Origin of the sequence: Kosakonia sp. HypNH10 (genome assembly GCF_029850615.1) — a bacterium.
In the GTDB taxonomy this organism is placed as follows: domain Bacteria; phylum Pseudomonadota; class Gammaproteobacteria; order Enterobacterales; family Enterobacteriaceae; genus Kosakonia; species Kosakonia cowanii.
On sequence record NZ_JAOTIU010000001.1, the window covers coordinates 1,209,533 to 1,222,893 of the forward strand.

Below are 13,361 nucleotides of genomic sequence, written 5' to 3' on the forward strand. Positions count from 1 at the left end.
CTTCTTCCTTAAAATGTCACCGCAACACGCCAGTTAAGCGTCAGATGATCCGGCCCCAGCCAGTCGGGATAGGCGAGTGGCGTCCCTACTGTGATTTGACTTGCGAACCAGCGCCCGGCGCTGCTAAGCGATGCCGCCGTTCCCCACAGCGTGCCCGAGGCGAACTTGTCGAAGCGATCTTTTTCCAGCCAGCCGCCGTCCAGCGCGACGGTGGCGCTGATCTGCCCGAGCACCGGCAGGGTAAACAGCGGGTAGTTGAGTTCGTTGCGCCAGTAACCCCCGTTATCGCCGGAGAGATACTGCTCTTTGAAGCCGCGAACGGAGCTTTCGCCACCGAGGGTCAGCCGTTCGCTGCCATAAAGCCGGTCCGGCGACCACTGCCCGTACAGGCTGGTAAGCCACATAAGATCATTAGTTACCGGGCGCTGGAAACTGGCGTTCAGGTTCCATTTACGGAACTCTGCGCGCGGCACATCACCGATCTTCTCTTCATCGGTTTCAGCGTTAAACCACGGCATACCGTGGCTGTAACCGGGGTTGAAAGTGGCTACACCGCCGAACATTTTCTGTGTGTGGTTGATACCAAGCTGAAGGCTGGAGAGGTTGCGGGTGCTGCTTTTCAGCGGCGCGTCGTTAAGCCAGTTACGGCTGGAGCGCTGGGTTACGCCCGCCGAGAGCGCGGTTTTGATATCGCCATTACGAAACACCACCCATGAACCATTCAGCCGATGGGTTTTGGTGTCACCCGTCGAAATCCATGGAAAACCCTGATTCATAATGGTGGTGCGGTAGTTACTCCAGGCGTAACTGTAATCCAGCAGGCCGTAACCATAAGGCACGCTGACGCCGGTCTGGAAACTTTGCGCATCATATCCGGTGGCAAAGTCACTGCTGCGCCCGCCGCTGACAAACCATTTATCAGCCAGCCCCAGCAGGTTATTTCCACTCAGTGAACCGTTTAACTGCTTCTCGCCAGTGCTCTTCTGCCCGCTATTATCGAGCGAGAGAGAACCACTTAACGGAAATTCCGGCGTGGCGGTGAGGTTAACGATGGAATATCCCGGCTCGGTATCCGGGACTATTTCTATCTGCACAGGGTTGCTGCGCAAACGGTTTATTTGCTCCATCCCCTGCTCAATATCCCGCAGGTTTAATACCTTGCCTTCCAGACCGGGGAAAACCATTTTCAGCATGCGCGGCGATTCACCGTCGAGGCGGATATGGCTTAACTTCCCCTCCATTACCACCAGGCGTAATTCACCCTGCGACAGATCTTGCTCAGTAAGAAACGCGCGGCTGGTGATATAGCCACGGCTGATATACCAGTCAGAAATGGCGGTGGTTAATTCGGTGATTTTTGCCATATCCAGGCATTGATTCAGCCACGGAGAGATCAGTTTCTGCTGCGCTTTCGCGCTGATAAGCGTGACGCCTGAAAGGGTGATGGTGTGGATGGTAAAACAGGGCCCCTGAGCCTTGCCGTCAGGCGTGCGTGCCTCCTGCTGCGGCAGCGGCGTGCTTCGCTCCAGCTCATCGCGCTGCTGCTGGCTCTGGCGCAGCAGCTGTTCCTGCTGCTGACGCACCGCATCCCGATCAGCCGGCGATAATGGCGCAGCCTGTGCCGCAGAAATAAATAATATAAACAGCAAGAAATAACGCACTTTTTTCATCCCTGAAGAAAACATAGGTCACCCGACCAATATAATTTTGGTTAAGTTGCTTTTAATAATGATTTCTAAGTATTTTCTTATGGATTAATTAAAAAGGCAATACTCGATGAGGCAAATAGATAATGCACTTTTTAATTTAACTTTAGTTCAGGATATATTCTGGAGAATGTTGAGGTGTGTCGCAGTAGATATAAAAGTTCAGTGATATGGCAGCGTTAATTAATAATATGGTATTAGCATTTCTGGTAGGTGTTAGCATTGGTTATTTGTCGTCATTTGGCTACTTGAATTAGTAGGTTTATATAAAAAAAGATATATCAAATATCGATTTTCTTTATTGGATGTGCTTCTGGTTCATGTCCATTGAGGTAAACGCTTAAGACTGAATTGAAGATTGGGGTTATGAAGGCACGGCTGATGCTTTGCCAGGCAAGGAGAAGTGCGAAAATTGAGCAGCACCGCTCAGTAAATAAGCTCGAGATTGTGCTGGGTGTTGGATTTTTGATTAACAGATTGCGTATAGCTCACAACATGTTTGTAGTTAGCTGCATCCATGTTGGCGCGCAGTTTGTCTGCGGCCTTCCAGAATTTGTTATCCAGTTCGTTCAGGAGCTGTTGCTCAGCGTTGTTCATGAAAATCCTTTACGTTGATCGCAGCGACAGTGCAAAACAACCCTATCGCAAATTCGGTTTTGGAATCTATCTCGCAAAATGATACTCCGAACAAATAGGATTAAAAACGACGCGGCACAAAGAAATTTGCATTTGTTTGGCGAATAATAGGAAACTAGACCGCCGTTCTGTTGGCTTACATCAGCCTTTTCACCTCCATTCGCAGCCGCCACTCGAGCAGCAGAGGCTGTTCTGCAATATAGAAACGAAAAATGGATGGATGTTAAGAGTAAGAAGTTGCAGATAAATTTTGATTAAAGGTAATCAAAATGTGGTCGATGGTTATTTAATCGTATCTTTTTTTTAATATTTTACAGGTGAAACTATGTCCTGGCTTAATTCCATTTTATTGTCACTAACTTCTGTGCAGCCTCATATGGTGCCAATAACTGTTATCGGCTTCGTCATTACCGCTTTCATCCTGTTTATTATCTTTTATTTATCCAGGTCGGTTAAAATTGTTAACCGCTTGAAAAAATACACATACGAAATTAATAACATTGCAAATGATAAGCTTGAGAACCAGCGTGAACTGCTAAAAAATTTATTGGTTCAGCCCGAGTTTAAGCACGCCTGGAGTGAGTTTTCCGAATCCTTGCATCCCCAGAGTGAACTGGTCGGCAGCGAAGAAAAAATTGTTAAAATTCGCGCAACTGCTCCGAGCGCCAGCTTTTTCTCTGAACAACAATTGGTGGATATTCCTCTTAATACCGAATTCTTTAAGCATCTACCCGGAATTCTCACTGGTGTGGGTATTATAGGGACATTTTATGGGCTGATGATTGGCCTGAACCACTTTGACCCCAGCACGCCAGAGCAAGTCACCAGCAGCGTCAATAATCTTCTGCACGATGTGCTTTACGCCTTCCTCGGCTCTGCCTTCGCCATTTTCTTCTCGATCGTTATTACTTGGCTGGAAAAGTTCTCTATTGCAAGTTGCTATAAAAATCTCGAAAAATTCACCGCGGCACTAGATTCCCTCTATGACAGCGGCGTAAGTGCGGAGTACCTTGCCTCGCTAGTAAAATCCAGTAATGAAAGCGCAACCCAGGCACGTCACCTGAAAGAGAGCCTGGTCACCGATCTTCGCGACATGTTGCTACATCTCGCCGAAAGTCAGAAAGTTGAAAATGAACGTCTCGCGAATACATTGAGTAACACTTATCGCGAATCAGGCGCACAGTTTGCCGACCAGGTGAGCGGCGCAATTGAAAATAGCCTGAAGTCACCGCTGGATAAAATTGCGGGTGCAGTTCAGACCGCCAGCGGCGATCAAAGTGGCATGGTACAGAACATGCTGCAGGATGTGCTGACCGCGTTTATGGCGAAGCTTGATACCACCTTTGGTCAGCAGTTTACCAATCTCAACGAAATGATGGGGCAAACCGTCGGTGCGATCCAGACGATGCAAAGCGGGTTCTCCGCCCTGCTACAGGATATGCGTCAGGTCAGCGACGATTCCCGCCAGGGTAGCGCACAGTTAATTGAACAACTTCTCTCTGAAATGAAATCAGGCCAACAGGCCATGCAGGCTGGCATGAATGACATGCTTACCAGCTTACAGTCCTCTGTCGCCAAAATTGGTGCTGAAGGCGAAGGCGCTGGCGAACGCATGGCGCGCCAGCTTGAGAAAATGTTTGCCGACAGCGAGGCGCGTGAAAAAGCCCAGGCAGAACACATGTCTGCCTTTATTGAAGCCATCCAGAATTCAGTGCAGCAGGGCCAAAGTGCAACAATGGAGAAAATGGCGACTTCTGTCGAAGCACTGGGTGAGCAGTTGGGCAGTCTGTTTGGTCAAATTGATAAGGGTCAGCAACAGATATCTGCAAATCAGCAAGCGAACCAGCAGTCTCTACACGAACAGACGCAGCGAGTGATGAGTGAAGTGGACGATCAGATTAAACAGCTGATTGAGACTGTTGCTATGCAGCATCAAGGGATGACGGAAACGCTCAACAAGCTCGCAGAGCAAACTAACCGGCAGATGCAGGATATGCAAAACGGCGCGGACAAAATGCGCCTTGCAGCCGAACGCTTTGAACACGCAGGTGATGAAGTCTCAAAAGCCAATCACCTTACTGCTGACGTACTCAATAAAGCACAATCGGCGGGTTCATCGCTCTCCCTTGCCTCCAGTGAACTGACCTCGGTAGTTGCCGATTACAGAAACAACAGGGAAGCCGTCAGCAAATCCATCGCCATGCTGGAATTGCTCGCAGCTAATACCCAGTCTGAACAGACTACCCGCAGTCAGTTCATTACCGATCTCAAGCAGCATGGTGAGCGGTTACAGAGCTATAATCGGGAAGCGCAGACTTTCATGGAAAATGTCAGCGACGTGCTCGGAAAAGGTTTTGAAGACTTTTCAGAAGGTGTTTCACGCAGCCTGGATAAAACACTGGGCAAACTGGACGTTGAAATGGCGAAAGCCTCAAATCTGCTTGCAGGCTCTGTCGAACAGATCGGAGAAAGCGTCAGTGAGCTTGACGATGTTCTGTCACGCGTTCGTGCCTGAGGGGTGACTGCTGATGTTTGGAAATGCATTTGGCGTTAAAAAGCGCCGCAGTGATGAAGCAGAAAAACCATTCTGGATCTCCTATGCCGACCTGATGACCGCCATGATGGTGTTATTCCTGGTGGTTATGGTGGCATCGTTAAGTTCCGTTACCCAGCGCATTCAGCGTGCGGAGCAAGGAGAAAAAGTCAGAGGACAGGATATTGCCAAGTTATGTGAGCGCCTGGAGCTTCATGCCCGCACTGTGAACAAAACCATCGTGGTAGATTGCCATGATAACCGTATTAGCTTTGGTGAAGCCGGGCGTTTTGACCACAACCGTTTTTTTCTGAATGCTGAAGGGCAAAAAGCACTGCAGGATGTTGTTCCGCTGGTGCTGGAAGCTTCCGACAGTGAAGAGGGCAAAAAGTGGTTTAAGCAGATCGTCATTGAAGGGTTCACCGACACTGATGGCTCTTATCTCTACAATTTACATCTCTCTCTCCAGCGATCTGAATGGGTTATGTGCAGTTTGCTCGATAGCCGCAGCCCTCTGCAAAAAAACATTTCTACAGAGCAACAGATACAAATCCGTAAGCTTTTCCTTGCTGGTGGTGTCTCATTTAATAATGCGAAAGAGAGCAAAGAAGCCAGCCGCCGCGTGGAATTGCGCATGCAGTTCTTCGGGCTTAAGGATAAACGTAATGGGGCCGAAGAGGTGGATTTTCCTCCGGTCGTTAATAAAGAAGTTTGCCAGCTGGTAATGCCACAATGACACCCGCACTGAAGTCTTTATCTCAGCGTATTGCAGCGAAGCTATCTTCCAGCCAACAGGGTGATGATTATCTGCGTAATGATTTTGACGCGCTAGCTTCTGCTGGCCGCGATATGGAAAAGCGTTTTGAAAAAACAGATAGAATCCCTGCACCTCCACATGAAATGCGCCTGGCAGCCCTGCGTCGTTTTCGTCTTGCAGAAGAGTTGAACGAACGTGAGTGGCGGATGGTGTTTTATGGCCTCGCCGATAATGACCCGCTATACCCCGACCGGCCAGTATTACTGGAGGATGATACATTCTTCCCCCTTGTAGACAGTGCTATAAAAAAACAGATTGAGTCTAAAAAATTGAAGCGCAAGGACTGGGCGGCACTCTGCTCAAGTTATTTTGCTTACAGGCACGAGTCTCCTGAAAAAAACCCGCACTGGTGTGTGCTGCGTAGTCATATTGCCCAAGGTTACTCAGTGGTAAAAGCCACCATCCGCAGAGAAAAGTCGTGGATGAAAACCATAGAGTTTTATCACGACATTTTTACGCCTCAGGCTGGCGGCGTGATATCCCAGCAGCTACTTTCCGGTGAAAGCAATTCCCTGTCATCATTAGAAAAAATAGCGCAAATTCCTGATAGCAGCTGGTTGTGGAAGCGTATTTTCACGGTGCTGCTGGCGCAGCTTGATACTCTGGACGATCCTCAATATCTGGAGAAAATCAGTTGGCTATTGGGCCTTGCGGCACAGTGGGTACGTTTTCGCGATGACATCATGACGGCAATACTGACCCGTTACTATCACTCCACTTATCGGGATCAGGCTCATTCAGCTTTAAAACAAGCTGCACTGGAATACTGGGATAACCCGCAACTGAAAAGCCAGCAGAATAAGTGGCATCAATATGTTTCAGAAGCCGTCGCAGCAATGGTGCGAGGCTGGCTGGCTAAACAGGATTTGATGCATTTCTTCGAGCTATTGCGTGGCAATGGTGATGTCGATCAGGCACGACTCCACTATTGGCTGCGTTTCGCCAACCAAATGGGATTCACCCGCATCGTGATGGGGCCTGATGCCTTGCACGATCGTAGCAGCGATTTTGTGAAATTCCGCGACGAGAATAAAGGGCGGTTGAGCCATTTACGTAGTGGTCGTAGTTTTGATAACGCCATGATCATGCAGATTAACGATTATATTTTTGTGGAGTTTTCTGGAACAGGTAACGCAATGTACTACTACCCTGTAGGCAGGGCACCATTTAATCCCGAATCAAAAATACTTGATATTAAACTCCACCTTAAGGACAAGGATATATGCCGTAAGCCTCTTACCCATTTCCCTCCGGCCAATGAATATACAAAACATAGACTCACCGGCTGGATGCTGAAATACGAAGATGAACTGCGCAAGCTGGGTATTCGCTGGATGGCGGAAGAACCGGTTAAATTTGTTGATAAACAAGCGCCCTCTCCCGCCTCTGTATCTAATATAAAAATCATCAATCCATTGCGTGATACGGCAATACAGCGCTTGGTAGAAAATACTTCATGCACCGTCAGCGATAATCGCCCAAAAGGTGGGGGTTTATCTATACAGCTCAAATCTCCCAACGACACAGTGGAAAAAGAGTTGCTAAGACTCGGATTCGCCCCTGTGGCTAAAGAACAGCATCGTTACTGGATCAAATAATGCTTAAACGTCTGCTAAGTAAACTGACGGGAAACCGTCAGCAGATAGAACGCCATCTGAAGAATCAGTACCAAATCGAGGAGAGTGGACTCAGCTTCCCACTGTCGTTAGTTGAATACTCACAGCTTTGGGCGCTGGCATCCTGGCTGGAGCAACTGGCTGAAGAAGACTATCTGATATCGCTTACAGACAGATGGTTATTAAGTTGGGAAGCGATGTATCGCCTGCTCGATGATGAAGAACATGCCAGTAGCTTGCCTCTTATTGGGGTACCTGATGTACTGCCTTTACGAGCAAGCCTGTGTTCACGTGGAGCATTAAGCGATAACGACTTTCGTGTCTGGATTGCTGAATGGGCCACGCTTCCTGCCCTTCGCCCCATCCATTTCAGTCGGACTGGTGCCATTTTTACCTACGAAAATCAGCAGCATTTGTTATCGCGGGAAAACTGGGCGCTATTACAAGCAACAGAACAACTTAATGCCCAACAAACCCAGGCTCCTGGTGAAACTACTAACCAGTTGGGATGGGCTACTATCCGCAAATGTGCAAAAAAAGCAGCCGCAAAATTTGATGATTATTTAGATAAAACGCGAGTCGTTAAACCCACCTCATTGTCATTACGTCTGCGTAAAGCAACGGTTGCCGATACTGCTGTTATTGAAATTGAACCTCATTTTGATGATCAGCCAGATAACTGGCTAGGCAGTTTCGACAAGAATTCGCAGGTACACGATAGCTACCGCATCCCCGGAGCAAATGGCGAACTCAGCCATGTCATCATCACTCCCGAAGTGAAAGAAGTCCTGAATTCCATACATTCAATTCCCGGTCGTCGAGTAGCGGGAAGCGAAGCGCTTTCCTTTGTTCGCAATCCCTATACCTTTTTGGGCGAAGATGCCGCGGATGTTATCGCTCCGGAAGAACATGAGCAGGCACTGTTTGATGCGAGAATCTTCTTTCATCATTTCAGGTTAATACCCCAGCAGAGTGCTGAGAATAAGATCTCGGAAGTTATGCTGATACTTGAACCTATTTCACCGATTCCGCAGCCTGAGGTCACATTTGTATTCTCCGGCCCCTGGGAGCTTGAAAAGTTTCTACAGCAACTCGGTATCAGCGTCGCAGCAAAGATGCCAGCAGGCGCCTGGCAAGGTTACGAACTGGAATTAAGCCAATTTACTGAACAGCAGTGGCACGATTGCCAGGCCTTACTCACTCGCTGGCAGCAAGAGATTGAAGGAAAAGAATTTAGCGATGTGCTGGATATTGCTAAGTATGGCGATCGGGTGATTGGTATTGGTGAATTTGAAAAAATATCCTCGCCCTGGCTGACCAAAGCGCGAAGTGAAAACTGGCTGCCCGATGACATCGATTTCTCGAAATTTTCAGTCGAAACACTGGCTGGTTGGCAACGTGAAAATCTCCATCATCTCGATCAACTACAGCAAAGAATTACTCAGGCAGAAATTGCTGGTGAAGCACAGATCATCGCCCCATGGAATGATAAACCACTGCCGCTTGAAGCAGCCAAAACGTTTATTAAGAATTGGCAAAAGCAAGAGAACACTGTGGATGACTCTCAAAATAACGTTGCAGATAAAACGACGCGGGCCGTACTCAAAATTGAGCAGAATATTGAAGAAGCGGCTTATATCAAACAGCGTCGCGATTCGCTCCTCAATGCCCGTCATGCAGAACCTGAAATTCCGTTGTGCCTTAAAGAGAAAATCCAACTCAAAGATCATCAACGTGAGGGTGTGGCCTGGCTTCAACAACTCTTCCTGCGCTCTCCAGAGGAAACTGCAGGCTGCCTGCTGGCGGATGATATGGGGCTGGGGAAAACGCTGCAAATTCTAAGCTTCCTCGTATGGTTCATTGAAAAATTTCCCCACGAGCCACCAAGTCTCATTGTTGCCCCTGTCTCACTATTAGATAACTGGGAACGTGAGCTGGAAAACTTCTTCTATACCTCAGGAATACAGGTGCTGAAGTTGTATGGCGAGACCATTAAAGCGGTGAAATATCCCAAACAGGCTATTCCTGTTCATCTGCAATCCCAAGGGATCAAAAATCTGCTTAAACCTGGCTGGCAAGGTGAGGCAAAAATCATACTGACAACCTACGAAACGCTTCGCGATCAAGAGTTTTCTCTGGCACGCCAACCCTGGTCCATCATGGTATGCGACGAGGCGCAAAAAATAAAAAATCCTGCTGCGTTAATCACACATGCCGCCAACGCAGTTCAAGCCAGGTTCAAAGTAGCTTGTACAGGTACTCCTGTCGAAAACACCCTTGTAGATTTGTGGAGCCTGTTTGATTTCGCACAACCGGGCTTATTAGGGGCGCTCAATGAATTTGGCAAATATTATGTTCGCCCTATCGAAAACGAAGCGGGCCGTGATACGGAACGACTAGAAAGTTTACGAGCGTTGATTGAACCTCAAACATTGCGCAGAACTAAAGAAGAGGTAGCACGGGATTTGCCGCAAAAAATTGAAGTGGCCGATTGTAAGCGACTCCCTCTTTCCGCACCTCAAAAGCAACTGTATCTCTCTTCGGTTGCCAACTGGCAGCAACAACAGGCCCTGAGCGAGGGAATGCAGCAGGCAGGGGCGGGGATGCTGGGGTTATTACAGCGGTTAAAACTCATTTGTGCACATCCGGCAGTCGTTAGTCCCGAGCCACGCTATCGAGAAAGCTCACCGAAGCTTAACTGGATGCTGAATAAGCTGGATGAAATAAAACATACCAGTAAAGACAAAGTGATTATTTTTACAGAGCTTCGCAATCTGCAACGAGAAATTCAGCATGCTATTCAGCAGCGATTCGGTTTACGTCCGGTAATTATTAATGGTGATACCAGTACCAAAAGCCAGAGCCAGAATAGCCGCCAGCGGTTGATTGATGATTTTCAGGCTCAACCGGGCTTTGGCGTGATTATTCTTTCCACAGTAGCAGTTGGCTTCGGAATTAATGTCCAGAAAGCCAATCACGTTATTCATTTCACTCGCTGTTGGAATCCGGCGAAGGAAGATCAGGCGACCGATCGCGCCTATCGTATTGGGCAGACAAAAGATGTGTATGTGTATTATCCGACGGTCACGGACAACGATGTCACAACGTTTGAAGAAACGTTGGATGCTTTACTCAACCGCAGGCGCGCACTTGCGCGAGATATGCTTTGTGCTTCCCCAGATTTAAGCGGTGCCGATTTCGAAGAAATGTTCAAAGGAGCATGAATAAGATATCAACACCATTACATTTCGCGCTGGCGTAAACATATTAGAAACCTCAGCATACGGGCTTAGGTTGATTTCGGTAGACCGGGAAAGTTTTGAAGTGGTGCCGATAATAGGAGTCGAACCTACGACCTTCGCATTACGAATGCGCTGCTCTACCAACTGAGCTATATCGGCCCTGCGAGGTGTCCACGAGCGTGAATCACGGGTTAGAAGGTTAAAACTAAGCGGGTGATGCGTCAATGCCCCTGTGAATCAAACGGCTACTTTTGCATCACCCGACTTTATTTACGCACGAATGGTATCGTCACCGAAACCGATCCACTTATAGGTGGTCAGTGCTTCGAGACCCATCGGGCCGCGCGCGTGCAGCTTCTGCGTGCTGACCGCCACTTCCGCGCCGAGGCCAAACTGACCGCCGTCGGTAAAGCGCGTCGAGGCGTTCACATACACCGCTGAAGAGTCGACCTCGTTGATAAAGCGGTTGGCGTTGCGCAGGGTGCGGGTGAGGATCGCATCGGAGTGCTGCGTGCCGTGCTGGCGAATATGATCGATCGCATCATCGAGATCGGCGACGATCTTCACATTCAGATCCAGCGACAGAAACTCATCGTCATACTGCTCCGCTTTTACCGCTTCAACCTTCGCCGGGCCGCTTTGCAACAGGGCGAGCGACTGCTCGTCCGCGTGCAGCGTCACGCCGCTCTCCGCCATCTGCTGGCTGAGCGCCGGTAAAAAGGTGCTGGCAATGCCCTGATGCACCAGCAGCGTCTCGACGGTGTTACAGGTGCTCGGGCGCTGGGTTTTAGCGTTGACGATAATCTTCAGCGCCGGGGCGATCTCTGCCGTCTCGTCGACCAGGATATGGCAGACGCCGATACCGCCGGTGATAACCGGGATCGTTGACTGTTCGCGGCAGAGCTTATGCAGCCCTGCCCCGCCGCGCGGGATCAGCATGTCGATGTACTTATCCATACGCAGCATCTCGTTGACCAGCGCGCGATCCGGGCTCTCAATCGCCTGTACCGCGCCCGCCGGTAAACCGCACTCCTCCAGCGCCTGCTGAATCACTTTCACCGTCGCGGCGTTGGTGCGCCAGGTCTCTTTCCCGCCGCGCAGGATCGCGGCGTTGCCGGTTTTCAGGCACAGGGAGGCGACGTCCACGGTAACATTCGGGCGCGCTTCATAAATCACGCCGATTACGCCGAGCGGCACGCGGCGGCGCTCGATGCGCAGCCCGCTGTCCAGCACGCCGCCATCAATCACCTGGCCGACCGGATCGGCGAGTTTGCATACCTGGCGCACATCGTCGGCAATGCTTTTTAACCGCGCCGGGTTGAGCGCCAGGCGGTCGAGCAGCGCCTCGCTAAGACCATTGCTGCGCGCTTCCTGCAGATCCTGCTCGTTAGCCAGCAAAATCGCCTCGGACTGCGCCTCTAAATAGTCGGCAATCTTCTCCAGCACGCGGTTTTTTTCCTGGCTTGTGAGCAATGCCAGCTTGTACGACGCAGCTTTCGCCGCGATGCCCATCTGTTCCAGCATACCTCTGCTCCTTAACGGGTGATCATATCGTCGCGGTGCACCGCGACAGGGCCATACTCATAGCCCAGAATCTCATCAATCTGCTGCGAATGGTGGCCGGCAATCCGGCGCAGCGCATCGCTGTTGTAGCGGCTTACGCCGTGGGCGATATCGCGCCCCTGCAGATTACAAATGCGGATCACTTCCCCACGGGAGAAGTTGCCTGTCACGCTTTTAATCCCTTTCGGCAGCAGCGAACTTCCGCGCTCAAGAATGGCGGCGGTCGCCCCTTCATCAACGGAGATCTCACCGGCAGGCGGTGCGCCGAAGATCCAGCGTTTACGGTTCTCCAGCGGCGAAGTCTGGGCATGAAAACGCGTGCCGACCGGCGTGCCGCTCACCACATCGGCAATCACGCCGGGCTTGCCGCCTGCGGCAATAATCGTCTCGATACCGGCGCGGCAGGCAACGTCGGCGGCCTGTAACTTTGTGCCCATGCCGCCGGTGCCGAGGCCGGAAACGCTGTCGCCCGCAATAGCGCGCAGCGCGTCATCAATGCCGTAGACATCTTTAATCAGCTCCGCCTGCGGGTTGTTGCGCGGATCGGCGGTAAACAACCCCTGTTGATCGGTCAGCAAAAGCAGCTTATCGGCTCCGGCCAGAATCGCCGCCAGCGCCGAGAGGTTATCGTTATCGCCGACTTTGATCTCCGTGGTCGCCACGGCGTCGTTCTCGTTAATCACCGGCACGATGTTGTTATCAAGCAGCGCGCGCAGCGTGTCGCGGGCGTTGAGGAAGCGTTCGCGGTCTTCCATATCGGCACGGGTCAGCAACATCTGACCAATATGAATACCGTAAATGGAGAAGAGCTGCTCCCAGAGCTGAATCAAGCGGCTCTGCCCGACGGCCGCCAGCAGCTGTTTTGAGGCGATGGTGGCGGGCAGTTCCGGGTAGCCCAGGTGCTCACGCCCGGCGGCGATAGCGCCGGATGTAACGATTACAATGCGATGCCCGGCGGCGTGCTGCTGCGCGCACTGGCGCACCAGCTCCACAATATGGGCGCGGTTCAGGCGACGGGAACCGCCTGTTAAAACACTGGTGCCGAGTTTTACCACCAGCGTCTGGCTGTCACTCATGATTCTCTGCCGTTTTTAGAAAAAATAAGAAGTTTATTAGTAATCAGACGTTGTAACAGGAGTGAGCGCGCTTGCCAACCGCCAGCGTGAATCGACCACTTTTTTGTTGCGCGGGATCAGCAAGCGTAGCGGCAGAGTTTGACAATTTTATGGCAAACACAAAAAAACATAA

General features: G+C 50.4%; 8 protein-coding genes and 1 tRNA gene. 4 read left to right on the forward strand and 5 right to left on the reverse strand.

The genetic code is table 11. From position 1 onward, the window contains the following. Positions 1 to 8: 8 nt before the first annotated feature. On the reverse strand, positions 9 to 1,670 hold the full coding sequence (locus tag N7V53_RS05840) for a ShlB/FhaC/HecB family hemolysin secretion/activation protein (protein ID WP_279792739.1): 1,662 nt from the start codon (positions 1,668 to 1,670) through the stop codon (positions 9 to 11). A 462-nt stretch (positions 1,671 to 2,132) separates the two neighbouring features. Then, a complete protein-coding gene (locus N7V53_RS05845) occupies positions 2,133 to 2,303 on the reverse strand; it encodes a hypothetical protein (RefSeq protein WP_279792743.1) in 171 nt (56 codons plus the stop codon). A 364-nt stretch (positions 2,304 to 2,667) separates the two neighbouring features. On the opposite strand from N7V53_RS05845, the gene zorA1 reads away from it, so the two are divergent. From zorA1 to zorD, 4 genes are read left to right on the forward strand one after another with little or no spacing between them, the layout of a single operon-like run. Further along, entirely contained in the window at positions 2,668 to 4,857 is a 2,190-nt protein-coding gene (gene zorA1 / locus N7V53_RS05850; protein WP_279792621.1) for a type I Zorya anti-phage system protein ZorA1, read from the forward strand. Between the two features lie 13 nt (positions 4,858 to 4,870). Further along, positions 4,871 to 5,611: a type I Zorya anti-phage system protein ZorB1 gene (gene zorB1, locus N7V53_RS05855; RefSeq protein WP_279792622.1), complete on the forward strand. Its 741-nt coding sequence runs from the start codon at positions 4,871 to 4,873 to the stop codon at positions 5,609 to 5,611. Continuing rightward, positions 5,608 to 7,290 carry a type I Zorya anti-phage system protein ZorC gene (gene zorC / locus N7V53_RS05860; protein ID WP_279792624.1) on the forward strand — a complete coding sequence of 561 codons (1,683 nt, stop codon included), beginning with the start codon at positions 5,608 to 5,610 and terminating at the stop codon, positions 7,288 to 7,290. Before zorB1 ends, zorC begins: the two co-directional genes overlap by 4 nt. Then, a complete protein-coding gene (gene zorD, locus N7V53_RS05865; protein ID WP_279792626.1) occupies positions 7,290 to 10,532 on the forward strand; it encodes a type I Zorya anti-phage system protein ZorD in 3,243 nt (1,080 codons plus the stop codon). Before zorC ends, zorD begins: the two co-directional genes overlap by 1 nt. Positions 10,533 to 10,633: 101 nt before the next feature. On the opposite strand, the gene N7V53_RS05870 is transcribed toward zorD, so the two are convergent. The 3 genes from N7V53_RS05870 to proB all read right to left on the reverse strand — a co-directional run bounded on the left by N7V53_RS05870 (position 10,634) and on the right by proB (position 13,189). Continuing rightward, positions 10,634 to 10,709 (reverse strand) — tRNA-Thr (locus tag N7V53_RS05870). Between the two features lie 111 nt (positions 10,710 to 10,820). Beyond that, positions 10,821 to 12,074, reverse strand: coding sequence for a glutamate-5-semialdehyde dehydrogenase (gene proA / locus N7V53_RS05875; protein ID WP_279792628.1), 1,254 nt, complete (start codon positions 12,072 to 12,074; stop codon positions 10,821 to 10,823). A gap of 11 nt (positions 12,075 to 12,085) precedes the next feature. Beyond that, a complete protein-coding gene (gene proB, locus N7V53_RS05880; protein ID WP_023479003.1) occupies positions 12,086 to 13,189 on the reverse strand; it encodes a glutamate 5-kinase in 1,104 nt (367 codons plus the stop codon). Positions 13,190 to 13,361: the final 172 nt, after the last annotated feature.

Bases quoted from the DNA above. Each gene is read 5' to 3' on its own strand.
- N7V53_RS05840 (WP_279792739.1), bottom strand. From the start codon at position 1,670: ATGAAAAAAGTGCGTTATTTCTTGCTGTTTATATTATTTATTTCTGCG.
- N7V53_RS05845 (WP_279792743.1), bottom strand. From the start codon at position 2,303: ATGAACAACGCTGAGCAACAGCTCCTGAACGAACTGGATAACAAATTC.
- zorA1 (WP_279792621.1), top strand. From the start codon at position 2,668: ATGTCCTGGCTTAATTCCATTTTATTGTCACTAACTTCTGTGCAGCCT.
- zorB1 (WP_279792622.1), top strand. From the start codon at position 4,871: ATGTTTGGAAATGCATTTGGCGTTAAAAAGCGCCGCAGTGATGAAGCA.
- zorC (WP_279792624.1), top strand. From the start codon at position 5,608: ATGACACCCGCACTGAAGTCTTTATCTCAGCGTATTGCAGCGAAGCTA.
- zorD (WP_279792626.1), top strand. From the start codon at position 7,290: ATGCTTAAACGTCTGCTAAGTAAACTGACGGGAAACCGTCAGCAGATA.
- proA (WP_279792628.1), bottom strand. From the start codon at position 12,074: ATGCTGGAACAGATGGGCATCGCGGCGAAAGCTGCGTCGTACAAGCTG.
- proB (WP_023479003.1), bottom strand. From the start codon at position 13,189: ATGAGTGACAGCCAGACGCTGGTGGTAAAACTCGGCACCAGTGTTTTA.